Origin of the sequence: Gordonia amarae NBRC 15530, from assembly GCF_000241345.1 — a bacterium.
In the GTDB taxonomy this organism is placed as follows: Bacteria; Actinomycetota; Actinomycetes; order Mycobacteriales; family Mycobacteriaceae; genus Gordonia; species Gordonia amarae.
On sequence record NZ_BAED01000059.1, the window covers coordinates 152510 to 179275 of the forward strand.

The 26766-nt window shown below is 67.9% G+C and carries 21 protein-coding genes; 11 read left to right on the forward strand and 10 right to left on the reverse strand.

Annotation, left to right across the window (positions count from 1 at the left end):
• Nucleotides 1–27 precede the first annotated feature (27 nt).
• A complete protein-coding gene (locus tag GOAMR_RS16975) occupies nucleotides 28–1710 on the reverse strand; it encodes an acyl-CoA dehydrogenase family protein (protein WP_005190635.1) in 1683 nt (560 codons plus the stop codon).
• Nucleotides 1707–2384: a TetR/AcrR family transcriptional regulator C-terminal domain-containing protein gene (locus GOAMR_RS16980; RefSeq protein WP_005190638.1), complete on the reverse strand. Its 678-nt coding sequence runs from the start codon at nucleotides 2382–2384 to the stop codon at nucleotides 1707–1709. The genes GOAMR_RS16975 and GOAMR_RS16980 overlap by 4 nt, the downstream gene beginning before the upstream one ends.
• Before the next feature lie 223 nt (nucleotides 2385–2607).
• On the opposite strand from GOAMR_RS16980, the gene GOAMR_RS16985 reads away from it, so the two are divergent.
• Both GOAMR_RS16985 and GOAMR_RS16990 read left to right on the forward strand, forming a co-directional pair.
• Nucleotides 2608–4008, forward strand: coding sequence for an FAD-binding oxidoreductase (locus tag GOAMR_RS16985; RefSeq protein ID WP_005190641.1), 1401 nt, complete (start codon nucleotides 2608–2610; stop codon nucleotides 4006–4008).
• Nucleotides 4009–4034: 26 nt separating this feature from the next.
• Nucleotides 4035–5591: an acetolactate synthase large subunit gene (locus GOAMR_RS16990; protein WP_005190643.1), complete on the forward strand. Its 1557-nt coding sequence runs from the start codon at nucleotides 4035–4037 to the stop codon at nucleotides 5589–5591.
• 71 nt (nucleotides 5592–5662) lie between these two features.
• Here the strand turns inward: GOAMR_RS16990 and GOAMR_RS16995 are convergent, their stop codons facing one another.
• From GOAMR_RS16995 to GOAMR_RS17005, 3 genes are read right to left on the reverse strand one after another with little or no spacing between them, the layout of a single operon-like run.
• Nucleotides 5663–6205 carry a GNAT family N-acetyltransferase gene (locus GOAMR_RS16995; RefSeq protein WP_005190645.1) on the reverse strand — a complete coding sequence of 181 codons (543 nt, stop codon included), beginning with the start codon at nucleotides 6203–6205 and terminating at the stop codon, nucleotides 5663–5665.
• Entirely contained in the window at nucleotides 6202–7281 is a 1080-nt protein-coding gene (locus GOAMR_RS17000) for an alpha/beta fold hydrolase (protein WP_005190648.1), read from the reverse strand. The genes GOAMR_RS16995 and GOAMR_RS17000 overlap by 4 nt, the downstream gene beginning before the upstream one ends.
• A 2-nt stretch (nucleotides 7282–7283) precedes the next feature.
• Entirely contained in the window at nucleotides 7284–7589 is a 306-nt protein-coding gene (locus GOAMR_RS17005) for a hypothetical protein (RefSeq protein ID WP_005190650.1), read from the reverse strand.
• A 213-nt stretch (nucleotides 7590–7802) separates the two neighbouring features.
• Here GOAMR_RS17005 and GOAMR_RS17010 point away from each other — a divergent pair, with 213 nt between their 5' ends.
• Entirely contained in the window at nucleotides 7803–9455 is a 1653-nt protein-coding gene (locus tag GOAMR_RS17010) for a long-chain fatty acid--CoA ligase (protein WP_005190651.1), read from the forward strand.
• 84 nt (nucleotides 9456–9539) lie between these two features.
• Here GOAMR_RS17010 and GOAMR_RS17015 read toward each other — a convergent pair whose 3' ends face one another.
• The 5 genes from GOAMR_RS17015 to GOAMR_RS17035 form a co-directional block, all read right to left on the reverse strand.
• Entirely contained in the window at nucleotides 9540–12224 is a 2685-nt protein-coding gene (locus GOAMR_RS17015) for a bifunctional acetate--CoA ligase family protein/GNAT family N-acetyltransferase (protein ID WP_005190655.1), read from the reverse strand.
• Nucleotides 12217–13446 (reverse strand): acetoin utilization protein AcuC, encoded by a 1230-nt coding sequence (locus GOAMR_RS17020; RefSeq protein WP_050942777.1) that lies wholly within the window; start codon nucleotides 13444–13446, stop codon nucleotides 12217–12219. The genes GOAMR_RS17015 and GOAMR_RS17020 overlap by 8 nt, the downstream gene beginning before the upstream one ends.
• Nucleotides 13443–13853 carry a universal stress protein gene (locus GOAMR_RS17025; protein ID WP_005190661.1) on the reverse strand — a complete coding sequence of 137 codons (411 nt, stop codon included), beginning with the start codon at nucleotides 13851–13853 and terminating at the stop codon, nucleotides 13443–13445. The genes GOAMR_RS17020 and GOAMR_RS17025 overlap by 4 nt, the downstream gene beginning before the upstream one ends.
• A gap of 39 nt (nucleotides 13854–13892) precedes the next feature.
• Nucleotides 13893–15494, reverse strand: coding sequence for a sugar porter family MFS transporter (locus tag GOAMR_RS17030; RefSeq protein WP_083836996.1), 1602 nt, complete (start codon nucleotides 15492–15494; stop codon nucleotides 13893–13895).
• A 79-nt stretch (nucleotides 15495–15573) separates the two neighbouring features.
• Entirely contained in the window at nucleotides 15574–16602 is a 1029-nt protein-coding gene (locus GOAMR_RS17035; RefSeq protein ID WP_005190665.1) for a LacI family DNA-binding transcriptional regulator, read from the reverse strand.
• A gap of 92 nt (nucleotides 16603–16694) precedes the next feature.
• Here GOAMR_RS17035 and GOAMR_RS17040 point away from each other — a divergent pair, with 92 nt between their 5' ends.
• The 8 genes from GOAMR_RS17040 to GOAMR_RS17070 form a co-directional block, all read left to right on the forward strand.
• Entirely contained in the window at nucleotides 16695–17876 is a 1182-nt protein-coding gene (locus tag GOAMR_RS17040) for a phytanoyl-CoA dioxygenase family protein (protein WP_005190667.1), read from the forward strand.
• A gap of 40 nt (nucleotides 17877–17916) precedes the next feature.
• Entirely contained in the window at nucleotides 17917–18702 is a 786-nt protein-coding gene (locus tag GOAMR_RS17045; protein WP_005190669.1) for an SDR family oxidoreductase, read from the forward strand.
• Entirely contained in the window at nucleotides 18695–19693 is a 999-nt protein-coding gene (locus GOAMR_RS17050; RefSeq protein ID WP_040515619.1) for a Gfo/Idh/MocA family protein, read from the forward strand. The genes GOAMR_RS17045 and GOAMR_RS17050 overlap by 8 nt, the downstream gene beginning before the upstream one ends.
• A 445-nt stretch (nucleotides 19694–20138) precedes the next feature.
• Entirely contained in the window at nucleotides 20139–21389 is a 1251-nt protein-coding gene (locus tag GOAMR_RS17055; protein ID WP_005190672.1) for an ABC transporter substrate-binding protein, read from the forward strand.
• Between the two features lie 142 nt (nucleotides 21390–21531).
• The gene (locus GOAMR_RS17060) at nucleotides 21532–23598 is read left to right on the forward strand and encodes an ABC transporter permease (RefSeq protein WP_005190674.1); all 2067 of its coding nucleotides are present in this window, start codon (nucleotides 21532–21534) and stop codon (nucleotides 23596–23598) included.
• On the forward strand, nucleotides 23571–24353 hold the full coding sequence (locus GOAMR_RS25925; RefSeq protein WP_005190676.1) for an ABC transporter ATP-binding protein: 783 nt from the start codon (nucleotides 23571–23573) through the stop codon (nucleotides 24351–24353). Before GOAMR_RS17060 ends, GOAMR_RS25925 begins: the two co-directional genes overlap by 28 nt.
• A complete protein-coding gene (locus GOAMR_RS17065) occupies nucleotides 24350–25096 on the forward strand; it encodes an ABC transporter ATP-binding protein (protein WP_005190677.1) in 747 nt (248 codons plus the stop codon). The genes GOAMR_RS25925 and GOAMR_RS17065 overlap by 4 nt, the downstream gene beginning before the upstream one ends.
• A 169-nt stretch (nucleotides 25097–25265) precedes the next feature.
• Nucleotides 25266–26766 (forward strand): FMN-binding glutamate synthase family protein (locus GOAMR_RS17070; RefSeq protein WP_005190679.1); only part of this gene is annotated, 1501 nt, incomplete at its 3' end.

Sequence of the window (26766 nt, forward strand, 5' to 3'; positions counted from 1 at the left end):
CGCGAATTGATCGCAAGGTGTGTCTGGTCAGTGTCTGGTGAGGATGGCCTGGAGGTCGGTGCCCACCGGGAGGGTGCCGTATTCGAAGCCGCGGTCGTCGCCGAGCCGGGCGGCGATGAACGCCTCGGCCACCGCGGTGGGTGAGAACCGCACCAGCAGTGACGCTTCCAGCGCCAGCGCCATCGATTCGACGGCCCGGCGGGCGCGGCGCTGCGCACCGGCGGCGTCGAGGCCGGCCAGTTCGGCGAGTTCGCGCCGCATCCGGTCGAGGTGGGCGTCGAGCACCGGGTGGGTGCCGCGCACGCGGTTCACCTCGGCGTCGAAGGCGGCCACCGACTCCGGTTCCCGCGTCATGGCGCGCAGCACATCAAGGGCGATCACATTGCCCGAACCCTCCCAGACGGCCATCACCGGCTGCTCCCGGTAGCGCATCGCCATCGGGAATGCCTCGGTGTATCCGTTGCCGCCCAGGCATTCCAGTGCCTCGTAGGCATGATGCGGTCCGCGTTTGCAGATCCAGTACTTGGCGATGGCGGTGGCCAGCCTGCGGAAGGCACGTTCGGAGTCGTCGGCGTCCTCGTCGTGGGCACGCGCCAGCCGCATCGCGGTGACCGTGGCGGCCTCCGACTCCAGCGCGAGGTCGGCGAGCACCGCCGTCATCGCGGGCTGATCGGCCAGTGTCGCACCGAACGCGGCGCGGTGGCGGGCATGCCAGAGCGCCTCGGCCACCGACTGCCGCATGCCGGCGGCGCTGCCGAGCACACAGTCCAGGCGGGTCTGCGCGACCATCTCGATGATCGTGCGCACCCCGCGGCCCGGTTCACCCACCATCACCGCCACGGTGCCGTCGAGTTCGATCTCGCTCGACGCGTTCGACTTGTTGCCGAGCTTGTCCTTGAGCCGCTGGATGCGGAACACGTTGCGGGTGCCGTCGGGCAGTACCCGGGGCAGCAGGAAGCAGGAAAGACCTTCGCCACCAGGGCCTTCCGCCTGCGCAAGGACGAGGAAGGCGTCCGACATCGGGGCCGAGCAGAACCATTTGTGGCCGGTCAACAGATAGTCGGCGCCCGGGCCGCCGGCACCAACAGGCCGGGCCACGGTGGTGTTGGACCGCACATCCGAACCACCCTGCTTCTCCGTCATCGACATACCGAAGATCGCCGACGCCTTGTCGGCGCTCAGCTCGGGGGAGTAGCTGCGCGACAATGCCTTCGGCACCCACAGCGCGGCCACGTCCGGCTGCAGCTCGAGCGAGGGGATCACCGCGTGGGTCATCGACACCGGGCAGGCGTGGCCGGGTTCGATCTGGCCGAACAGCATGAAGATCGCGGCCCGGGCCACATGGGAGCCGGGCTGCGGATCGTCCCAGCACCGGGTGTGGGCCCCGTGGGCGACCGCGGCGGAGATGATGCGGTGATACGACGGGTGATACTCCACCTCGTCGATCCGGTGCCCCCATCGGTCGAAGGTATGCAGTTCGGGGGTGAGGGTGTGGGCCAGTGCCGCGTCGTGCTGGAACTGCGCCGAACCGACCAGAGCGCCGACCTGCCGCAGCTCGTCCTCGGCCCAGCCGGCATCGTGCCGGGTAACGGCCTCGGCCAGAACCGGATTCAGGTCGTACTCGTTGACGTCGACACGTGGGGTGGACTGGTTGAACACCTCATGGGTCAGGTGCGGCCGCGGCTGGGTGACGGGGGTTGTCGAGGTCATCGAGAGCCTTTCTCTGACAGGTGTTTCTGGATGGGGCGCGGGGCGGGTTCGGGGGTGAGCGGGAAGTCGAGCAGATTGTCGGGGATGGCGAGGTGGGCGAACACCACCGCGACCGAGTCGGTGAGCGAGTATCCGATGTCCGGGGTGGTGGCCGACATCTGCACGGCCACGCCGAACACTGCCGACCAGAACGCCTTCGCCTCCACCTCCACCGGCGTGCGCGGTTGCCATCCGGTGCGGGCCAGGGTGCGGTGCAACGCCACCTCGCCGCGCTCATGCAGCAGTCGTAGCGTGTCGCCGGTGTGCTCGCGCAGATCCGTTCGCCGGGACGCGAGCAGCATCGCGGTGGTGAACAGCTGGACCCTGGCCAACTCCGGCCCGAGCAGGGTGCGCACCAGGGTTCCGGCGTAGGCGCCCAGCGTGCCGGCGTCGTCGGCGGCCTCCTCGGCATGGCGTCCGGCGCGCAGCACCGCCGCACAGGCGACCTCGACGAACAGTTGCTCCTTGGAGCCGAAGTAGTAGGTCACCTGGTTGGGGAAGGTCTGCGCCCGCTCGCAGATCTGGGCGACCGACGCTCGCTCGCCGTGCTCCAAGAACACCTCGTCGGCGGCCCGAAGCAGAGTCAGGCGGGTCTGTTTGCCGCCGCTGCGCACCGCACGCTGGGTGTTGGGCACGGCGTCTCCTCTGTCCCCTTGTCCGCTGAACTTGTACAACGAACAAGTTTGTACAAGCAACAATAAATGGCCCGGATGGTGTGAGTCAACTCACCGGCAGGGCTGCGGCGGCGCCTTTGCTCGGGTGATGCCGTAGATCGATCCGACACCGACGCCGACTACTTGAACTCCGATTCAGCAGTCCGTGACCATGGGCGCCGTCGGCGGAGTAGGTTGTTCTCCCATGGGCGACGACGCCACCGGTGCGGCCGGTGCATTCAGCAAGATTGTCGGCGAACACGATCTGCTCACGGGCGACGCGATCGGTCCGGACTACGCGCACGACGAGGCGCTGGTCGGGGAACCGGTGGTGCCCCGGTATGTGGCCAGACCGCAGACCGCCGAGCAGGTGGCCGAGCTGCTGGTGGCGGCGTCGGCGGCCGGAATCCCGGTCACCGCACGCGGTTCGGGCACCGGCCTGTCCGGTGCGGCCCGCCCGCACGCCGACGGGCTGCTCGTCTCCTTCGAGAAGATGGCATCGATCATCGAGATCGACACCGCCAACCAGGTGGCGGTCGTACAGCCCGGCGTGACGCTGGCCGACCTCGACACCGCGACCGCCGAACACGGCCTGGTGTACCAGGTGTTTCCCGGCGAGCTGTCGGCGAGCCTCGGCGGCAATGTGGCCACCAACGCCGGCGGTATGCGTGCGGTGAAGTACGGGGTGACCCGGCAGAACGTGCTCGGCGTGCAGGCGGCGCTGGCCACCGGCGAACTGATCCGCGCCGGCGGCAAGATCACCAAGATCTCCAGCGGTTACGACCTCACCCAGCTGATCATCGGTTCGGAGGGCACGCTCGGGCTGGTCACCGAGGTGACGCTGCGGCTCTACCCGCGGCTGGCGCATTCGGCGACACTGCTGGTGCCGTTCGCCGATCTGGAGGCCATCACCCGCGCGGTTCCCGCCGTGCTGCGCACCGGCGTGGACCCCAACATCCTCGAGTACATCGACAGCTTCACCCTCGCCGCGATCGCGCAGGCACAGGGCCTGAGCCTGGGTATCCCGGACGACATCGAGAAGACCGCGCAGGCCTACCTGGTGATCGGCCTGGAGAACCGCGACCATGACCGGCTCGACGGCGACGTGGTCCTGCTCGGCGAACTCGCTGAATCCCTCGGTGCTCTTGATCTGTATGTGCTGGAAGGGCATTCGGCGCACGCCCTGATCGAGGCACGGGAGCGGGCGTTCTGGATGGGCAAGGCGGCCGGTGCCGACGACGTCATCGACACCGTGGTGCCGAGGGCTCAGATGCATGAATTCCTCAACCGGGCACGAGAACTGGCAACCGAGGCGAACGCGGGGGTGATCGGCTGCGGCCACGCCGGCGACGGCAACGTGCACCTGGCGGTGTTCTGCCCCGACGACGACACGCGGCATCGGCTGCTGCACCAGATCTTTGCCACCGCAATGGAACTCGGTGGGGCCATCGCCGGTGAACACGGCCTGGGCCGAGTGAAGGCCGGGCACTACGAGGAGCTCGAAGATCCCGCGAAGATCGCTCTCATGCGCCGCATCAAGGCCGCCCTCGACCCGGCGGGCATCCTCAATCCCGGTGCGCTGCTCACCGACCCGAACGACAACTGACCCGGACCACAAGTAAGGAACCGTAGATGACCACTGGCGCCCAGGCCCTCATCTCCACACTGCGCGACGCGGGTGTGGACGTGTGTTTCGCCAACCCCGGCACGTCCGAGATGCATTTCGTCGCCGCACTCGACGATGTCCCCGAGATGCGCGGTGTGCTCTGCCTTTTCGAGGGTGTGGTCACCGGTGCGGCCGACGGCTACGGCCGCATCGCGGGCACGCCCGCCGCCACCCTCCTGCACCTGGGCCCCGGCATGGGCAACGGGATGGCCAACCTGCACAACGCGCGCCGCGCGCACGTCCCGCTGGTCAATGTCGTCGGTGATCACGCCACCTACCACAAGCAGTACGACGCTCCGCTGGAGTCGGATATCGAGCCGCTGGCCGAGTGGACACACGGCTGGGTGCGGCGCATCGAATCCGGTGACACCATCGGTGCCGACGCCGCCGCCGCGGTCGCCGCCGCGCAGGCCACCCCCGCCCAGGTGGCCACCCTGATCCTGCCCGCCGATATCTCGTGGAGTGAAGGAGGCGTGCCGGCGGGCCCGGCAGAACCCGAGACCCCACCCGCCCCGGACGCCGCTGTGGTGGCCGAGATCGCCGAGATCCTGCGCGGCGGTGAGCGCACCGTCATCCTCATCGGTGGCCCGGCCACCGGCGAGGCGGGACAGCTTGCGGCCGACCGGATCTCCGCCGCCACCGGCGCCACCGCATTGGTCGAGACCTTCCCGACCCGGCACACTCGCGGCGCCGGTATTCCGCATCTGGACCGTCTCGGCTATCTCGCCGAGGCCGCGATGGCGCAGCTCGACGGCGTCAAGCACCTGATCGTCGCCGGCACCGGCGCCCCCGTGTCGTTCTTCGCCTATCCCGGCAAACCGAGCAGTCTGGTGCCCGAGGAGGCTCAGGTGCACACCCTGGCAGGCCGCGATGTCGATGTCGTCGCCGCCCTGGAACAACTCGCCGCCGCGGTGGCCCCCGACACCGAACCGCGCCTGGCCCCGGCGACCACCACCGAACTGCCCACCGGTGATCTCACTGTGCAGAACTGGGGTCAGGTGATCGCCGCACTGCTGCCGGAGAACGCCATCATCTCCGACGAGACCAACACCTCGGGACTGCTGCTGCCCGGTGTCACCGCGGGTTCGCCACGTCACGATGTGCTCACCCTGACCGGTGGGGCGATCGGGCAGGGCCTACCGGTGTCGGTGGGTGCGGCGGTGGCCGCACCGGACCGTCCGGTGATCGCCCTGCAGGCCGACGGCAGTGCCGCCTACACGATTTCGGCACTGTGGACGATGGCCCGGGAGAATCTGAACGTCACCGTGGTGCTCATCAACAACCACGCCTACGCGATCCTGCGCCTGGAGCTGATGCGGACGGGTGCGGGTCAGGGCGGCCCCAAGGCCCGGCAACTGCTCGACCTGTCCAACCCGGACATGGATTTCTCGAAGATCGCCGCGGGCTTCGGGGTACCGTCCACCGTCGCCACCACCTGCGAGGAACTCGCCGAGCAGTTCAGCGCCGCACTCGCCGAACCCGGTCCGCACCTGATCGACGCCCGCATCCCCCCGATGCTGTGAGCTGAGCGGACACCGGCGGCCGGGACAGGTTCACAACCGGTCCAGGCCGCCGGTATCCGCGGGGCTCGAAATCAGGCGAGGGCGTCGGCGATGCCGACGGTCTCCAGGTTCTCCCAGGTGCTGTCCACCATGTGGGCGAGCATCAGTACGTCGCGCAGTTCGCCGTTGTGATCCCGGATGTGGTCGCGCAGCAGCGCTTCCCCGGTGAAGCCGAGGCTGCTGAACAGCTCGACGACGGCGTCGGAGTCGGTGGTCAGTTCCACCACCACCTTGCGCATCCCGGCCGACACCGCCTCACGTAGTGAGTGCTGAATGAGCTTGCGGCCCAAACCGCTTCCGCGGTCCTCGGGGTCCACGACCAGGCGCAGCTCACCGACATGGTCGGACCAGCCGGGCAGCCGGTTGACGGTGGCGTAGCCGACGATCGCCCCGTCGGGCCGGCGGGCGATCCAGCGCAGGTCCGGGTCGTCGGCCAGCCGGGCGATGTAATCGGTGTCGTCCACCTGCACCCGGATCGCGGTGATGTCGCCGTCGTCGAGTTTGGCCAGCAGGGTGCGGAATTCGGCGATATCGCCGGCGGTGATGTTGGTGATGGTGATGTCCGGGTCGCTCACGCGTGTGCCTCGCTCTGCTTCTTGAGGAATTCGATGATGGTGGGGATGGTGGTCTTGGCGGCCGTGCGGCCCACCACCAGGCCGATATGTCCGCCCTTGAGCCGCAGCTGTTCGGAGTCTGCGGATCCGACCAGATCGTTGATGGGGGCCGCCGCGTCGAGCGGGACGATGTGGTCCTTCTCGCCCAGCACCGACAGGAACGGAACGGTGATGTCGCGCAGGCTGATCCGGTCACCGCCGAGCGTCAGCGAATCGTTGATGAAGGCGTTCTCCTCCATCAGCATCCCGAACATCTGCCGGGCCGTGGCGCCGGGCAGCGGGATGTGATCGGTGCTCCAGCCGTTCATCGCCTGGAAGGCCGCGACGTACTCGTCGTTCCACATCCGGTCCAGCAGGTCGACGTAGCTGGTCACCTCGCCGACCGGTTTCAGGGTGCGGAAGGCGTTGTAGATGACGCTGCCGGGAACATTGCCGTCGTCGCCGATGAGGTCCTCGACACCGGTGCCGGCCTGCCGGAACGAACTGCCCAGCGGCATCTTGTCGTAGTCCACCGGGCAGGCGACGACGGTGTGGCTGCGGATCGGGGCGTCGGGGTGGTGGGCGCCGTGCAGCAGGGTGAGGTTGCCGCCGAAGCAGTAGCCGAGGATGTTGACCTCGTCGCAGTGCGCGGTGCGGCAGACCGCGTCGATGGCCGACGGGATGGCGCCGTCGGCGTAGTACTCCAGGTTGTTGCGGGCGTCGCGCTCGTCGGGTTCACCCCAGTCGAGCAGATAGACGTCGAAGCCCTCGCGCAGCAGGTGTTCGATGAAACTGTTGCCCGGCGACAGGTCCAGGATGTAGGCCTTGCTGACCAGGCTGAACACGATCAGCAGCGGCGGACGGTAACGCACGTCGTCGTTGCGGTACCGGAATAGCCGGGCGCGGCCGTTGCGCCACACCACATCCCGTGGCGTGGCCCCGACCTTGGGTTTGCCGACGCCCGCGACCATTTTGATGCCGTTGCGGGCCCGGAGCGAGTTGCGCTCGACCTCCTTGCGGATGCGGTCGACGGCGCTGAGCGGATTGGGCACGGCCACCGTCAGTCCTCCTCGGTCGAGCGGGTGAGGTGGGACTGTTCGGCCAGTTGCAGACGCAACTGCCGGATCTCGTAGTCGAGTTCGCCGACCTGCCGGCGCAGCTTGCGCACATCGGAACCGGCCGGGATGTTCACCAGATGCCAGAGGGTGGCACCGGCGCCTTCGATGCGTTTGCCGGCCTCGCGGCGCACCATGCCGACGATTGCGGTGGTGGTGGCGAATTCCTCGGAATGCACCACCGCCTCGATGGTCGGGGTGAGCCGCTTCTCGGCGGCGTCGTACAGATCGCGCAGGGAGGGCACGGTCATCGCCTTTCACTGAGGCCGGACGCCGCGTGCGGTGTCCGGTCCGGAAGGTGCATCGGATCGGCGGCGCACCTCGACGGGCGAGACGACGGACTCCGATGCTGTGCTGTCGATCACAGTCTAGGCTTGCGGTGGTTACAGGCACACTCGACCCCGGCGGCCGGTGGTGCCCGGCGCCAGTATCACGGTCGCGACCCGCGAAGGAGAACCCGGAAGATGATTCAGTCCACGATGCAGAGCGGCAACCTCTCGCTCGCGTCCCTTGTCGACTACAGCCGAAAATCGTTCCCGGAAGGAAAGGTACGTACCTGGACCGGATCGGATTTCCGGGACATCACCTTCGCCGAGATCGGGGCGCAGGGCGCCCAGCTCGCCCACGCCCTGACAGCGATCGGGATCGGCCGCGGCGACCGCGTGGCCACCTTCATGTGGAATAACAACGAACACCAGGTGGTGTACGCGGCGGTGCCGGCGATGGGGGCCGTGCTGCACACCGTGAACCTGCGGGTCTCGCCCGAGCAGGCGGTGTTCATCCTCAACCACGCCGAGGACAAGGTGATCCTGGTCGACGCCTCGGTCGCGCCGATGCTGTCGGGGTACGTCGCCGAGGCGCCGGGTCTGCGGCACGTGATCGTCGTCAACGGTCCGGTCGACTCGTTCACCGCACCCGACTGGGTCACCGTGCACTCCTACGAGGATTTCCTCGCCGGGCATCCCACCACCTACGACTGGCCCGACGACATCGACGAGCGCGATGCTGCGGTGCTCTGCTACACCTCGGGCACCACCGGCGACCCGAAGGGTGTCGTCTACTCCCACCGCAGCATCTACCTTCATTCGCTGACCGCGACGTCGACCACCGGCCTGGGGATGTCCAATCGCGACACGATGCTGGCGATCGTGCCGATGTTCCACGTGATGAGCTGGGGCCTGCCGTACGCGGCGATGATGTGTGGGGCGACGATCATCATGCCCGACCGGTTCCTGCAGCCCGAGCCGCTGCTGGCGATGATGGAGGCCGGCCGGCCCTCGCTCGCGGCGGCGGTGCCCACCATCTGGCAGGGCGTGATGGGTCAGCTACGGACCGCGCCGCAGGACATCTCGCACCTGCGGGAGGTGATCGTCGGCGGAGCGGCGGTGCCGCATTCGATGATCAAGGCGTTCGACGAGTTCAACGCCCCGATCACCCACGCCTGGGGCATGACCGAGACCTCGCCGCTCGGATCGATCGCCCGCCCGCCGGCCGGCGTCGACGACCCGGACGAGGCCTTCGCCTTCCGCGTCACCCAGGGACGTTTTCCGCCGCTGGTCGCCGGGCGCATCGTCGACGAGGAGGGCAACGAACTGCCCTGGGACGGTGAGGCCTCCGGCGAACTCGAGGTGTCCGGTCCGTGGATCACGGGGGCCTACTACCAGCCGGACGGCAATGTGAGCGCCCCCGACAAGTTCCGCGACGGCTGGTTGCGGACCGGCGACGTGGCCACGATCAGCCCGCACGGGTACATGACGATCGTCGACCGCACCAAGGACATCATCAAGACCGGCGGCGAGTGGATCAGTTCGGTGGAACTGGAGAACGCCGTCATGAGCAACCCGGTGGTGCTGGAGGCCACCGTGATCGGTGTGCCCGACGCGAAGTGGGACGAGCGGCCGTTCGTGCTGGCAGTGGTGGCCGGTGAGGAGCACGCCGACATCGAGGCCCACAAGGCGTTCCTGGCAGATCTGGTGCCGCGCTGGCAGATTCCCGAACGCTGGTCGTTCGTCACCGAGATCCCCAAGACCTCGGTGGGCAAGTTCGACAAGAAGGCTGTTCGCAGCCGCTACGCCGAAGGCGGCTATCAGGTGCACGGCAAACCGGCCGGCGAGTAGGCGCACACCACCAATCCCACGGATATCCCTCGGCATCGACATAATCTCCTCGCCGGGGCATATCCGTGGGGTTTACGGCAACTCTCACCCGATCCGGCGCGGTGTGCTGCGGCGTGGCGCCGATCCGATCCGGACCTGCCCGGACAGCACGGCCGCACCGGACGCGGAGGCGAGGATCGGTTCCAGGTTCAGTTCTCGGATCTCCGGGATGAGATCGCACAACGCCGACACCCGCTCGACGAGGTCGGCGAGGGCCTGTTTATCGGCCGGTTCGGTGCAGGCCAGCCCGTCGAGCACGGGGGCGGCGCGGGGCGCGTCGATCAGCGTGCGGGCGTCTTCCGGGCCGAGCGGCAGGGCCCGGTAGGCCCGGTCGCCGAGAAGTTCGGTGACCATCCCGGACAGCCCGAACGACACCAGCGAACCGAACGACGGGTCGTCGTGGACCTTGATGGAGCAGCCGATCCCTTTGGCCGCCATGCGTTGTACGTGCACGTGCGGCGAGCCGGAGGCCGCCGCGATGTCGCGATAGGCGCGGGTCACCTGATCAGGACCTTCGAGGTCGAGCCGCACACCGCTCATGTCGGGGCGGTTCCGCCAGCCTTCGCTGGTTGCCTTGATCGCCACCGGGTAGCCCAATTCCTCTGCCGCGCACACCGCTTCGTCGGCGGTGGCCACCTCGCGGAAGTCGACAGGGTGAATGCCGAAGCAGTCCAGCAGGTCTGCCACGTCCTGGTCGGACAGCCGGCCGTGGTCGGTGGCGCCCCGGCGCAGGGCGCTCACGACGATCTCGTGGGCGCGGTCGACGTCGATTCCGTTCGGATGGCGCGGGACGGAGATGGGCCGGCCGCGCCACTGCGCGTACTTCCACACCCGTTGCAGGGCGCGCACCGCGCGGTCCGGATCGGGGAACGACGGCACCGAACCCACATCGGGCATGCCGTCGGATCCGTTGACGGCCAGCAGTTCCGGGATGCCGTTCGCGCCGGCGAACACGGTGATGATCGGCTTGGTCTCCGAACGGACCGATCGCAGTGGCGCGGCGAACGGTTCCATCGGTATCGGGACCGGGGGCGCCACGAGCGCGACGACGGCGTCGACGTCGGGGTCGGCCACCACCTTCGCCAGTGTCGTCCCGAACTCCTCCGGACCGACCGCCGGACCGAGGATCTCGGTGCGGGATGCGACCAGGCCGCCGGACCGGACGATATCCACCGCCAGCAGTCCCAGGGGTGCGCTGGTGCTGATGACGGCGGTGCGCGGTCCCGCGGGCAGCGGCTGGTGGCACAGGATCATCGCGCAGTCGAACATCTTCACGATCGAATCGACGGCGATCACACCGGCCTGATGAAACACGTTGGCGGCCACCGTGTTATCGATCGCGGGTGCGTCGCCGTGCGCGTCCGGGCGGTCGATGCGGCTGCTCTTGACCACCACGATCGGCTTGTCGCGGGCCATCCGCCGCGCCAGGTGCAAGAACTTGCGCGGGTTGCCCAGTGATTCGAGATAGAGCAGGACCGCGGCGGTGTCCGGATCCGAATCCCAGTACTGCAGAAGGTCGTTGGCGGATACGTCGGCGCGGTTGCCCGCCGACACGAACGTCGACAGGCCCAGACGCCGGGCAGCCGCCTCCTGCAGCACCGTGGCACCGAGGGGATCGGACTGGCAGAAGAACCCCGCCCGGCCCCGTCCCGGAAGCTTCGGGGCGAGTGTGGCGTTCATCGAGATCGCCGGGTCGTTGCTCGCGATGCCCAGCGCGTTGGGACCGACGAGCCGCATCCCGTGCGCCCGCGCCTCCCGGACGAGACGTCGTTGGGCGGCGTAGCCGTCGGCGTCGGAATCGGCGAATCCCGCCGACAGCACCAGCAGTCCTTTGACGCCCTTGTCGAGGCAGTCGTCGAGGACCACGTCGATATCGGAGGCCGGTACCGCAACGATCGCGAGGTCGACCCGATTGGGGATGTCGCGCACGGAGGGGTAGGTGGGGACGCCCTGCACCGATCGGCGTTTGGCGTTGACCGGATAGACCGGCCCGGTGAAGCCGCCGGCGAGCAGGTTGACCAGCACCGCATGCCCCACCTTGCCCCTGGTGGGGGAGGCGCCGATCACGGCGATCGACTGGGGGGACAACAGATTCCGGATACTGCGCGATTCCGATGCGCGTTCGCGGGCGTTGCGCACCTGCAGCAGTGCTTCCGTCGGATCGATCGCGAACTCGAGTTCGAGGACCTCATCGCCGTCGAGGTCGACGGCCTCCCCGTCGTAGGTGCCGCTGACCTGATAGCCGGCCTCCCGGAACACCCGGACCATGCCCTGGTTCTCGGCGAGGACGTTGGCCTCGAACCGCTCGATGCCGTTCTCGGCGGCCGCGCCGGCCAGATGCTCGAGCAGCACCGACCCGAGACCGCGCCGCTGATGGTCGTCGGAAACCGTGAAAGCGACCTCAGCGCACGGGGATCCGGGTTCGCCCTCATAGACGCCGACGGCGATGATGTCGTCGCCGAGCAGCGCGATCAGGCACACGCGGTAGCGGTTGTCGACGTGGGTGCACCGGTACACCTCGTTCGGGGTGAGCTGCGGATGCGGCTCGAAGTACCGCCGGAAGATGCTCTGCTCGGACAGTTTCGAGTGAAACGACACCAGCTTGAACGCGTCGTCGGGGGTGATCGGGCGCAGGTGCACCACGCCGCCGTCGGCGGCCAGCACGTCGGCGCGCCAGTCCTCGGGGTAGCTCGGGCGTTCGGCGGTGCCCTCGGCCGCGTCGTCAGACATCGGACTCGGGGTCCAGGCCGTGCAGCGGGAAGACCGCCCGGCGGGTATCGGTGATGGCCGCGTCGACCAGTCGGTCGAGGTCGGTGCCGTCGGCGTCGGCCCGGACGGGCCAGGGGAGGTACTCGGTGTCCCCGCCGTCACCCATCGTGACCGGGAGGTGGTCCTCGGCGGTGATCTGCTCGGCGTAGGTCCGCCACGACTGCGGCACCTGTGTGACCACGTCGATCGGTGCCCCGCCGGCGACGGCGATCAGGTGGGTCCAGGCCCGCGGCACCGCGCCGGCGAGGTCATAGCCACCGCCTCCGAGTGCCAGCCAGCGGCCGTTCGCGTACCGATCGGCGAGCTCGCGCATGGCCAGAAACGCCGCCCGCTGGCCGTCGACGGTCATCTCGAATTCTCCCAACGGATCGGCGCGGTGGGTGTCCACCCCGCACTGGCTGACGATGATGTCGGGACCGAACACCGAAACCACCTGCGGCACAACCGCATGGTAGGCCCGCAGCCAGTGGGTGTCCCTGGTGCCCGGCGGCAGCGGCAGGTTGACGATGCTGCCGGCGGCGGCGCCCTCGCCGACCTCCGACGAGTATCCGGTGCACGGCCACAACGTGCGCGGATCCTGATGGACGGAGATCGTCAGGACGCGCGGGTCGTCGGCGAAGGCCCGTTGTACGCCGTCGCCGTGGTGGACGTCGACGTCGATATAGGCCACCCGCTGGATGTCGGTGTTGTCGAGCAGCCAGGAGATAGCGACCGCGACGTCGTTGTACAGGCAGAACCCGGCGGCGGACTCCGGCATCGCGTGGTGCATCCCGCCGCCGATGCTCACCGCACGGGTGGCCTCACCGGTGGCGATGGCGCGTGCGGCGCGCAGCGTACCGCCGACGATGACCGACGCCGCCTCGTGCATGTGCTCGAACACCGGGTTGTCCTCGCCGCCGAGACCGTAACCACCGGGCACCTCGACCGACGGGTCCGGGGCCTGTTTGACGGCCGCGAGGTAGTCGGCGGTGTGCGCGCGCAGGAGCAGTCCGTCGTCGGCGGGGTCCGGGGCCACCAGGTCGAGGTGATCGAGGAGTCCGAGCGACCGGGCCAGCGCCATCGTGAGGTCGAGGCGAGCCGGATGCATCGGGTGGTACGGCGACCACCGGTACCGCAGGAACTCCGGGCTCCAGACGACGGTGCCCCGACCGTCACCGTCGTCTGGCTGGGGGCGACAGGTCATCCGGTGACCCGCGGAATGCCCCCGCGCATCTCGCTCAGCGCCGTCGACGACAGTTCCTCCGCGGGCAGCTTCACCGCCAGTACCGGCACCGGGCTGTTGAGCAGCAGCCGCTGGCTCACGCTGCCGAGCAACACCTTTCCGACCGGCGTGCGCCGTTTGAGCCCGATCACCAGGCGCTGGGCATCGCACTTGACGACCTCGTCGATGACGACCTCGGCGGCATCACCCTTGCGGTGCTTCGCGACGGTGACCTTGACCCCGGAGGTGTCGGTGCCGTCCTCCTGTAACTCGCGGTCGCCGATATTGACGACGACCAGATCGGTGCCCAGGCGTTTGGCCTCCGCGATCGCGGCGACGAAGGCGTGATGGCTCTCGCGGTTGTCCGACACTGCGACAACAACAGTCATGGAAATCTCCCTCGGTGGTGTGACGGATAGTGGCCGGCGTCAATGCCGGTCGCGGTCATAGAACAGGCCCGCGAACGGCAGGCGCCGCGGCAGCTCCCGGTAGATCTCGCCGTCGAGCAGGGCCTCCTCCAGGCCCTCCAGCGTGCGGCCGCGGGTTTCGGGGACCTCGTGCCACAGGAAGCCGAGCATGATCACACCGACAATCGCGAACAGGAAGAACGTGGTGAGGCCGAGGTTGGTGACGAGCGTCGGGATGGTCAGCGCGAGAAGGCCGTTGACGAACCAGCCGAAGAACACCGAGATGCCGATCGCCAGGCCGCGGATATTCAGCGGGAAGATCTCGGCCAGCCACACCCACACGGCGATGTTCAGGAACGACTGCATCGACAGCACGAACAGGAACACCAGCACGGCGATGACGTACGGGCGGACCGAGTTGTCCTCGGGAATGGACAGACCCGCGATACCCACCAGCAGGTGGCAGAGCGTGGTCAGCGACAGGCCGATGATGAACGTGGTGCGCCGGTCGAGGCGGTCCATGTTGCGCAGGGCGATCACACCGCCGATGACGGCCGCGAGTCCGAAGGCGGTGGCCGCGGTGAGGGCGGCCGACTCGCTGAAGCCGGACTCCTCGAGCACGCGTGGTCCGTAGTACATGATCGCGTTGATGCCGGTGAGCTGCTGTGCCACGGCGACACCCATACCGACCAGGACGATGCGGCGCAGCCACTTGTTCGCGAGGATCTGCTTGAATCCGGGTTTGCTGGCCTCGACCTCCTCCTCGTCGGAGGCGACGCCGATGACCTGGTTCAGTTCGGCGCGCGCACGATCGGAGGACCGGATGGTGTCCAGAACCGCGAGGGCCTCGTCGGTGCGGCCCTTCTCCACCAGCCAGCGCGGTGACTCGGGCATTCGGAGCATGCCGAAGAACAGGCCGATTGCGGGGAGGGCACAGACCCCGAACATGACCCGCCAGATTCCTTCGACGTGCCCGAGGGTGTTGTCGAGGACAGCGTTGATGCAGAAGGCGAGGAACTGTCCGGTGACGATGGCCATCTCGTTGCGGCCGGTGATCGAGCCGCGGATCTCGAACGGTGCCAGTTCGGCGAGGTACACCGGCACCACGGTGGACGCCCCGCCGACCGCGAGGCCCAGGATGATGCGACCGATCACCACCACCGTGAAGCCGGCGAGGTGACTGCTGGGCGAGAGCACCACGAACAGGACGCCGACGAAGAACATCACCGCGAGGACGACGATGGTCTTCCTGCGGCCGATCGCGTCCGACATCCGGCCGCCGAGAAAGGCGCCCACCGCGGCGGCGAAGACCAGCGCGCTGATCACCACACCGGTCTGCAGGTCGGAGAGCCCGAGCTCATCGGACATCGGGCCCTCGGCGCCTGACGACACACCGGTGTCGTAGCCGAAGAGAAGCCCGCCGAGGCAGGCGACGATCGAGATCAGGCCGACCCGTTTGCTGTGGGGGCCCTTGGTGAGCGGGGGAAGTTGTGCTTCCGCCGCGGAAGCTCCGTGTCCGCTCATCGGGGCTCCTCGATCCGGAGAGTCACCATCGTGTGTCCTTTCGGCTATAGCCTCGCCGGCGGGTGGCGCCGGGTCGCGGGCGCACGGCGACCCTGACATCTGGCGGCTTGGCGCCAGTCGCTGTGCGGTACATCACACGAAGCATAGAGTATTTGTTAGGACATTAGGTTGTTTTGACTTAACTTTTTCCGAGGGCACCGCGCGGGATGTTGAAGGGGGTGACCACGGACACGGCCGCCGGCCGGGGCCGGAACCGGGGCAGCGCCCCGTGAAAACCCATCAGGGTCTGTGCCGCACCGCGCACATCGGCCCGCAGGTCGTGGTGCAGGATCGCCGAGATCGTCCCTCCGGCAAGGAGTTCGACATTGTCCGGGGTGAGGTCGTGGGCAACGAACGCCGCACAGTCGCGGCCCGCCCCGGTGAACGCGGCCCGGATGCCGCGATTGCCGCCACCGATCGAGTACACCCCGACGAGATCGTCGTGGTCGGCGAGCGCGTCGCCGATGCGCCGCGCGCAGGTCTCGTCCTGCCCGTCGGAGACCATCGAGAGCACGTGCCGGCCCGGGTCGAGATCGGCGAGCGTGGCGACGAAGCCCGCCGCGCGCTCGGATTCGCCATGGAAGTCGCCGCCACTGGTCATCGCCAGCACCGATCCCGCCCTGCCCGACAAGAACCGGTGGATCAGATACGCCGCGGTGGCTCCCGCCGCCCGGTTGTCCATCCCCACATATGCCAGGCGCAGACTGCGCGGCACATCGGTGACCATCGTGATCACCGGGATATGCGCCGCGGCAAGACGCCCGATCGCCTCGGCGACCTCGGGCACGTCCGGCGCCTTGAGCAGCACGCCGTCGCTGCCGTGCCGCCCGATCGCGGCGAGTTCGGCGAGCAAGTCCGGCAACGGCCAACGCTCGGCCACCCGGTAGCGGGCGCGGAACACCGCCGGCAGCGTGGGCAGCTCCGCCTCCAGCGCCCGGCGGGTCAGCCGCGAGAACCGTTGCGGTGTCTCCATGACGACGTCGACCAGGAAGTGGCGGCCGGACAGGCGCAACTGGGTGCGCTGGGCGTCGAGCTCGTTGATCGCCTGCTGCACCTGGAGAACGGTGCCCGGGCGGACTCCCTGCCGCCCGTGCAGGACCCGGTCGACCGTCGCCTCGCTGACGCCGGCCTGCCTGGCGATCTCCCGGACCGGAAAGCGGTGAGCCACGGTCGTATTGTCGATCCGCAGCGGACTCGCTGAGGGCTTTTTGAGGGATTCTCCGGGTTACCTGCTTGCGCCGCACCGGCGACGATGGAGGCATGACCGCCGCCGCCATCCCCGCCGTACCCTCTGCCCGCCGCGTCCAGGCAGCCGATTGCGACCTCGACGACTTCCTCGCCACCCTGCGGGACACCACAGACCTCACCGACTACCCGCATGCGGCCGGCACCGTGCGCGGCGTGCTCTTCTATGACGCCGACGATGTGCTCGTGTCCTCCGCCGATCCCGAGGGTCGCGGCGCGCTCCGCGATGAACTCGCGCAGGCGCTGCTGACCGGCCCGGGCATCGTGGTCTTCCGCGGCGCGTTCGCGGACGGGTCCGCGCTCGCCGAGACCACGGCGGCGTTCACGACGATGGTCGCCGAGCAGCGCGCGACTGGCACCGCCGGCGGCGACCACTTCGCGGCCAACGGGGTCAACGACCGGATCTGGAACGCCCTCGGCAAACTCGCCGACCGTGCCCCGGCACTGTTCACCCGGTACTACGGCAACGACATCCTGGCGCTTATCAGCGAGGCGTGGCTGGGACCGATGTACCAGGTGACCTCGGCGATCAATGTGGTCAATCCCGGTGGCAAGGCCCAGCAGCCGCACCGCGACTATCACCTCGGTTTCATGGATCCCGAGATGGCCGCGCGGTTTCCCGCCCACACTCACCGGATGTCCCCGGCGCTCACCCTGCAGGGTGCGGTCGCCCACGTCGACATGCCGATCGAGTCGGGTCCGACGATGTACCTGCCCTACTCCCAGCGGTATGAGCTGGGCTACCTCGCGTTCAATCTGCCCGAGTTCCGCGAGTACTTCGAGAACAACTACGTGCAGTTGCCGCTGCGGGCGGGGGACGCGGTGTTCTTCAACCCGGGGCTGTTCCACGCGGCCGGCACCAATGTGTCCGCCGATATCGCGCGCATGGCCAATCTCCTGCAGGTCAGTTCGGCGTTCGGGCGGGCGATGGAGTCGGTGGACCGGTCGGCGTTGCTGCGTGCGGTGTACCCGTCGCTGGTGGACCTGTGGTCCCGTGATCGTCGGTCCGCGGAGAACGTGATCGCCTCGGCCGCAGAGGGTTACGCGTTTCCGTCCAACCTCGATCTCGATCAGCCGCTGGACGGTATGCACGGCGAGACGCAGGCCGAGCTGACGCGCCGGGCGCTGAGCGCGGGCCTCGATGCCGACGCCTTCGCCGCCGAACTCGCCGCACTCGATGCCCGGCACCATCCTTGATTCGGCAGTGCCGGACGGCAGAATGCGCTAGAAAGTCCATATGACCGAACAAATCAGCCTCGCCGGTAAGTCGATCGTCGTCAGCGGCGGTACGCAGGGAGTGGGTGCGGCCGTCGTTCGTGCGGCCTGCGCCGCCGGTGCGTCGGTGACGTTCACCGGGCGACGGCGCGAGGTCGGCGAGAAGTTGCGGGACGAGCTGATCGCCGGGGGCGCGCAGGCGGAGTTCGTCGTCGCCGACGTCGCGGATCCGGCGCAGGCGGGGGCATCGGTCGAGGCCGCGGTCACCCGGTTCGGTCACGTCGACGGGCTGTGCAACGCAGCCGGCCTGACCACCCGCGGCACCCTGCTGGACACCAGTCCCGAACTGTTCGACGAGCACATCGCGATCAACCTGCGCGGACCGTTCTTCACCATGCAGGCCGCGGTGAAACAGATGATCGGCCAGGGCACGGGCGGCAGCATCGTCAACATCATCTCGATCTCCGAGCACGCCGGTCAGCCGTACCTGGCACCCTATGTCTCCGCCAAGGCGGGCCTGGCCGGCCTGACCCGCAACGCCGCCTACGCGCATCGGTTCGATCGCATCAGGATCAACGGCGTCAACATCGGCTGGACCGAGACCGAGGGCGAGACGCAGATCCAGAAACGGTTCCACGACGCCGACGACGACTGGGCGGCCCAGGCGGCCGAACGATTGCCGATGGGCAGGCTCAACCAGCCGGACGACACCGCCCGCTTCGTCGTGTTCCTGCTGTCCGACCAGTGCGGCGTGGTCACCGGATCGGTGATCGACTGGGACCAGTACGTGGTGGGTGCACATGACTGAGAGCGTGCCCCTGGAACCGCTGCGCATCGGCCTGCTCGGTGCGGCCCGGATCAGCCCGGAGTCGATCATCGGACCCGCCGGCGGACTCGGGCACCGCATCGTCGCGGTCGCCGCCCGCAACAGGTCCAAAGCCGAGGCCTATGCCGCCGAGTTCGGGATCGAGCGGGTCGTCGACACCTACGCCGACGTCATCGCAGATCCCGAGGTCGATCTCGTCTACAACGCCCTCGCCAACGCCCTGCACGGCCCCTGGAACCGGCGGGCCGCGGCGGCAGGGAAGGCGCTGCTCAGCGAAAAACCCTTCGCGGCCAACGCAACCGAGGCGGCCGAGGTCGCCCGTGAGATCAGAGCGGCCGGAATCCCGTTTCTGGAGGGCTTTCACTATCCGTTCCATCCCGGCTATCACCGCACGCAGCAACTCCTCGACGACGGTGCGATCGGCACGATCGGCCGGGTCGAGGTGACGATGTCGATGCCGACCCCGCCCGACGACGATCCGCGCTGGGACTACGCGCTCGCCGGTGGCGCCGTCATGGACCTGGGTTGCTACGCCGTGCACGTGTTCCGTCAGTACGGCAAGCGGATGGGGTCGGTGCCCGAGGTCGTCTCCGCACGCGCGGCGCTCCACTCGGAGTTCGTCGACCGCGCCTGCGCCTTCGAGGTCGCCTATCCCGACGGCACGGTCGGCGCGGCCCGGGTGTCGATGGTGGGTGAGCGGTACGACTTCCGCTTGGCCTACATCGGAGACAGGGGGTCGGTGACCCTGCATGACTTCCTCGGACCCCACCGCGACAACAGGCTGACCGTCGTGTCGGACGAGACGGAGTCGGTGGAGCATGTGCCCGCCCGATCCACCTACAGCTATCAGCTCGACGCGTTCGCCCGTTCGATCCGGACCGGTGAGCCCCTTGAGCTCGGCGTGGACGACTCGGTGGACAACATGGTGATGGTGGACGCCGTCTACCGGGCCGCGGGACTGCCGCCTCGCTGACGGGTCCCGACCGTAACCCCACCGCTCAGGTCCGGTGAGGGGATCATCGCGATGCCGTGGGTATCGGTGGGGTTGACGCCATCGCCCAACAATGCACAGGTGTGTAATTGTTGAGTTGATCGATTCTATTGCCGATATGCAATGTCGGGATATGGGAGCGGAGGATGAGGCCGCAAACATAGTTTGCCGACCTATTCAGTTGTGCTGAATCTGCTGGTCGCAGGCAGTGTGGTCGGGCGTTCTGAGGGTTGCTCAACGGGAATGTCGAGTTTGTGTAATTAGCCCCATATATGATGTACGATCGGCTACTGTTCGGACCGGGACGGTTACTCGGGGGTCGGGGTACAGGTGACAAAGTCCCTCGCGACGTGGCATCACGCAGCGCCGCGGAGTCGTCTCGGGCATGGAATTGCACTGTCCGGCAATACTTTCTGAAAGGGCAACTGTGAACTCTGGACTCTCCCTCAAACGGCTCCTGCGGGTGTCCGTCGCCGCCGGCGCCGCCGGCGCCTTGGCGCTGGGCGGGCTCACCGCCTGCTCGTCCGACGACAATTCCTCGGATTCGGCCGGCAATCCGGCCGGCAAGACCACCGAATTGCCCAGCAATCCGGCCACCGGTGACCCGATCAAGATCGGTTTTATCGCATCCGAGGGCGGTGCGGTGCAGCTTCCGATGCTGCGCACCTCAGGAGAGGCGGCGGCCAGATACCTGAACGAGAACGGTGGCGGCATCGGCGGTCACAAGGTCGAACTCGTGGTGTGCAAACAGTCCGAAGAACCGGCATCGGCCACCAAATGCGCCAACGAGCTGGTGGAGAAGAAGGTCGCCGCCGTCGTCGCGCCGCTGAGTTCGCAGGGCGCGGTGATGCTCCCGATCATCACCGGCGCCAAGATCCCGTATATCGCGCAGGCCCCGGTGTCGCGCGCCGAATTCGCCACTCCTGGTGCGTATATGCTTTCCGGCGGCACCATAGCGGTGCTCGCCGGACAGGCGAAGACCGCGGCGCAGTCGGGCATCAAGAAGTTCACCGTCCTCATCGGTGACAGCGGTGATGCCGCCACGTCGGTGAAGGCGATGGCCACCCCGATCTTCCAGCAGGCGGGCGTCGAGCTGAAAGTGGTGGTCGTTCCGGTGGCCTCGGCCGATCCGACACCCGAGATCACCGCGGGACTGGCTGACAAGCCGGGCGCCGTCACTGTCCTGGGGGACACCCGCATGTGTGTGTCGGCGATGAAGGTCCTGCAGTCGGTGGCCCCGGATGTGAAGAAGTACCTCATCGCCAGCTGCCTCGACAAGCCGGTCTGGGAGGCGATCGGCGGCCACGACAAGCTGATCGGTGCCAAGGCCTTCACCACGGTCAACCTCACCTCCGATGACCCATCGGTGACGCTGTACCGCAGCATCATGGCCAAATACGCGCCGGACGACGACCCACAGGGCCTGGGATACCTCGGCTACCAGGTGGTCATGTCGCTCGGCGAGATCGGCAAGGACATCAAGGGCGTCACCGCCGCTGACCTGCGCACCGCGCTCACCACGGCCACCGATGTGCCGTTGCCCGCCGCTCCGGGACTGACCTTCACCTGCAACGGCAAGGCGATGCCGATGCTGCCCCCGCTGTGCAGTAACTCGATCATCGTCTCCGATGTCGCGGCCGACGGAAAGTTCGAGAACAGCACGGTGATCAAGAACTGACGGGACTGTCCCATAAGGGATTCCGGCGCCTGAGAGGGTAGCCGATGTCCCGGACCGGGTGCGCGGCGATGATGCGGTGCACACCGGCCGGGACACCGGCGGGTACGTGACCGCCTGATCTACTCACACGTTTCGAGGACACATGACAGACCACTTCGCGTTCCTGGCGCTCGGCCTGGGCAATGGAGCCGTCTACGCCGCGCTCGGTCTCGCGCTGGTGATGACCTACAAGAGCTCGGGTGTGGTGAACTTCGCCACTGGTGCGGTGGCCCTGTACGCCGCCTACACCTATGCCTATCTGCGTCAGGGCCAACTGCTCAACCCGATTCCCGGCCTGGAACCGCGGATCGACCTGGGTGGCAAGCTGGACGTGATCCCGGCGATGCTGGTGGCGGTCCTGATCGCCTCTGCTCTCGGTGTTGTGTTGTACCTCTTGATCTTTCGCTGGATGCGCACCACACCGCTGCTGGCGCGGGCAGTCGCCGCGATCGGGGTGATGCTGATCCTGCAGGCACTGCTCGGCCTTCGTGTCGGCACCAATCCGCCCACGGTGCAGACGATCTTCGCCGTGGACACGTTCCCCATCGGCGACAGTGTGGTGCCCACCGACCGGTTGTGGCTCGCGCTTGTGGTCGTGGTTCTCGCCATAGCCGCCGGACTTGTGCTGCGCTTCACCAGGTTCGGCATCGCCACCGAGGCGGCCGCCGAATCGGAGAAGGGGGCGTTGCTCACCGGGCTGTCCCCGGAGAAGATCGCCGTCAGCAACTGGGCGCTGTCGTCGGCGACCGCGGCGGTCGGTGGCATCGTGATCGCGCCGATCGTTCCCCTCAATCCCGTCGCCTACACGATGTTCATCGTCCCGGCGCTCGCCGCCGCACTCGTCGGCAACTTCGCCTCGATCGGCGTGACCGTGGCCGCGGGCATCCTCATCGGCATGTTGTCCTCAGAGGCCACCAACCTGCAGTACACCGTCGGTTGGTTCCCCGACGCCGGTGTGGCCGAAGCGGTTCCGCTGATCTTGATCGTCGGTTTCCTGCTGCTGCGGGGGCAGCCGCTGCCCGGCCGCGGAATGGTGGCCCGCAGCGACATGGGCCGTTCGCCCAGACCGCAGAACATCTGGCTGCCGCTCGTGATCGGCGGTCTGGTGATCGCTCTCGCGCTGGTGCTCACCAGCGGCCAGCTGGGCAACGCGCTGGCCACCTCCCTGATCCTCGGCATCATCGCGCTGTCGCAGGTGGTGATCACCGGATACGCGGGGCAGGTGTCACTGGCCCAGCTCATGCTGGCCGGGGTCGGCGCGTTCAGTCTGTCGCGACTCACCACCGACCTCGGCGTACCGTTCCCCATCGCCCCGATCCTGGCGGCGGCGATCGCGGGGGTGGTCGGCATGATCATCGGGCTGCCCGCGCTGCGGGTGCGCGGCCTGCCGCTCATGGTGGCCACTCTCGCGCTCGCGGTGTTCCTGGAGGCCTTCTGGTTCCGGAACCCCTCGTTCAACGGAGGCATGCAGGGCGCGCCTGTCGAGAAACCGTCGCTGTTCGGTATCGACCTGGGAATCGGTGCGGGAGAAGGCTATCCGCGCACCGAGTTCGGGGTCATGTGCCTGGTGTTCTTCCTGCTCGTCGTCGCGGGTGTGGCGTGGCTGCGCAATTCGACGCTGGGTGCCTCGATGCTGGCGGTGCGGGCCAACGAACGTTCGGCCGCCGCGGCCGGTATCAATGTCGGCGTGGTGAAGCTCGCCGCGTTCGCGATCTCGGCGTTCATCGCCGGCATCGGAGGCTCGCTCATCGGGTACCAGCAGACGCTCGCGAACGCGTCGTCGTATCAGGTGTTCCTGGGCATCGGACTGTTCGCCATCGTGTACATCTCGGGTGTCACCTCCATCAGCGGTGGCATCCTCGCGGGGGTGATGGCCTCAGGTGGCCTGCTGTACTTCGTCATGGAGAAGTACCTGCACTTCGGCGACTGGTACGCCTTGCTCGCCGGTGTGCTGCTGGTGGTGACTGTGATGGCCAACCCGGACGGTCTGGCCCGCTACATCCACAAGATCCGGATCCCCGGATTCGGCATCACGCTCGGCGCCGGCAAACCCGTCCTCGACGGTGTCGGTCCAGAGGGGGTCGGTCCAGAGGGGTCGGCGCAGAGGATGCCGTCACAGCGGGTATCGCACCGTCGGCCGAGGTGGCACCGGCCGGCGGGGTGCTCCTGACGGCCACCGCAGTCGGGGTGCGGTACGGCCCGGTGACCGCCGTCGATGACGTGACCTTTGAGGTCCGGGAAGGGGAGATCGTCGGCCTGATCGGACCCAACGGAGCGGGCAAGACCACGCTCATGGACGCGATCAGTGGTTTCGTGCCGGCCACGGGCCGCATCACGCTGACCGGTTCCGAAGTCGGAGGGCAGCCGCCGCACCGGCGTGCGCGCGCCGGGCTGGGCCGCACGTTCCAGGACATCGAACTGTACGAGGAGCTGACCGTCGCCGAGAACATCATGGTCGGCGCCTCCCACGGCGGCCATGGTGCCGAGTCGGTGCGCGCCGCGCTGGCTCTGCTCGACATCTCCGAGCTCGCCGACGTGGCGGCCGCGGATCTGTCCCAGGGGCAACGACAACTGGTGTCGGTGGCGCGGGTGCTGGCCGGGCGGCCGCGGGTGGCGCTGCTCGACGAACCGGCGGCCGGTCTCGATTCGCTGGAAAGCCGGTGGCTCGGGCAGCGTCTGCGGGCCGCCCGCGATCGTGGGGTCACGATGCTGCTCGTCGATCACGATATGGATCTGGTGCTCAGCATCTGCGACCGCATCATCGTCCTCGACCTCGGCCGGGTGATCGCGTCCGGCACACCCGACGAGGTCCGGGCCGATCCGGCGGTGGTGGGTGCGTATCTGGGCACACCGGCCTCCGCCCAAGCCGCGCCCGACGCGGCAACGGAACCCGCGGGAGTCGCGATGAGGACGGTGCATCCATGAGTATCCTGCAGTGCCGTGGGCTGTCCGCGGGTTATGCACCGTCGTCGCCGGTGGTGCGTGGGCTCGACCTGTCGATCGGCGAAGGGGAGATCGTGGCGCTCCTCGGTCCGAACGGCGCGGGTAAGACCACCTTGCTGACCACTCTCGCGGGGTTGCTGCCCCGCCTCGGCGGGCAGGTCGAGGTGGCCGGTACGGCGCTGCCGTCGGGTAATGCGCGGGCGGCTGTGCGAGCCGGGCTGGTGCTGGTCGCCGACGACCGCGCCCTGTTCCGCAAACTCTCCACCGAGCAGAACCTTGCGCTCGCTGTCGCCGGTGGCCGGTGGAATCCGGCCGCCGCACGGGCCGCCCGGAGGTCCGCTGTCGACGGTGTCCTGCAGTTCTTCCCGTCCCTGAAGCCGCGTCTGAAGGTCGCCGCGGGCCAGCTCTCCGGCGGCGAACAGCAGATGCTCGCGATCGGTCGCGCACTGGTGCAGAAACCGAAGGTGCTGCTCATCGACGAGCTCAGCATGGGACTGGCCCCGGTGATCGTCGAATCGATTCTGCCCGTGCTGCGTGACGTGGCCGCCGCCGGTACCTCGGTGATCCTCGTGGAACAGCACGTGCGGATGGCCCTGCAGGTGGCCGACCGCGGGGTGGTCCTGACCCACGGCGAGGTGGTTCTGTCCGATGAGGCGGCCACCCTGTCGGCGGACCTGGGCCGGGTCGAACGCGCCTATCTCGGCGGAACTCCGACGCTCACCTGACCGCAAGTGATCCACGACTGAACGCGGCCGGGATGACGCCCGGCCGTGTTCTATATTTCTGACTCGGCACGTGGCGATGGTGCGAATCCGGTCCCGCGGGGCTGCGCGATAGTGAACAATGACCGGCGATAGTTTCGCTTTTCGCAGCCTCGAAAGGTGCGTGCTGGTTATGGCACCGAAATGGACAAAAGCCCTGCCCCTGGCCCCCGTCGCGGGTCTTGCCGCCTGGGACCTCCTGCAAAAGAAGCACGCTGTTCTGCGCAACTTCCCGGTGGTCGGGCACGCCCGCTACCTGCTGGAGGAGATCGGCCCCGAACTTCGGCAGTACATCGTCTCCGGCAACGACGAGGAGCGGCCGTTCAGCCGCAATCAGCGCCGCTGGATTTACGCGTCGTCCAAGCTGGAGAACAACTACTTCGGGTTCGGTGCCGACAACGACACCGAGTTCACGCAGGGCTATCCGATCATCAAGCACCGCACGTTCTCGGACATCGCGCCCGCCACCAAGGTCAACCACGGTGAACACGGAGACGTCATACCAGCGGCCAAGATCCTCGGCGGCTACCGCGAACGGCGGGGACTGTTCCGGCCGGAGTCGGTGGTCAACGTGTCGGCGATGAGTTTCGGGTCGCTGTCGTCGGCGGCGATCGAGGCGATCAACCGCGGCGCCGCCCAGGCCGGAGCGATGCACAACACCGGTGAGGGCGGCCTGTCGCCGCACCATCTGCACGGTGCGGACCTGACCCTGCAGATCGGGACGGCGTACTTCGGGTGCCGCGACAAGAACGGCAGGTTCGAACTGTCCAAACTCAAGGACATCGTGGCGTCCAACCCGGTCCGGTCGATCGAGATCAAACTCAGCCAGGGCGCCAAGCCCGGCCTGGGTGGTCTGCTGCCGGGCGCCAAGGTAACCCCTGAGATCGCGCGAATCCGTGGCATCGAGGAGGGCAAGGATTGTGCCAGCCCGTCCCGGCACACCGAATTCGACAGCGCCGATTCACTTCTGGACTGGGTGGAGATGCTGGCCGACGAGACCGGGCTGCCGGTCGGTATCAAGTCGGCGGTGGGCAATCTGGACTTCTGGTGTGAGCTGGTCGATCTGATGAGCATGACCGACCGCGCCGTCGACTTCGTCACCGTCGACGGCGGTGAGGGCGGAACGGGTGCGGCCCCACTGATTTTCAGTGAATCGGTGTCGCTGCCGTTCCGGCTCGGCTTCGCCCGCGTGTACGAGTTGTTCGCCCGCGCCGGCATCGCCGACCGGGTGGTGTTCATCGGATCGGGCAAACTCGGCCTGCCCGACAACGCGGTGGTCGCGTTCGCGCTCGGCTGCGACATGGTCAACGTGGCCCGCGAGGTGATGATGTCGATCGGCTGCCTGCAGGCGCAGAAATGCCACACCGACAAATGCCCCACCGGAATCGCCACGCAGGACAAATGGCTCGCCCACGGTCTGGACCCGAGTATCAAGGCGAACCGCGCGGAGAACTACATCCGGACCCTGCGCCGCGACCTGCTCAAGGTGTCTGAGGCGTGCGGCGTGCCGCACCCCGGCCTGATCAGCACCAGCGATCTCGACATCCTCAACGGTCACGAGTCGGCACGCTCACTGCGTGAGGTGTACGGCTACGAGGCGAAGTGGGGTCTGCCCAACGAGTTCGACGCCGCCG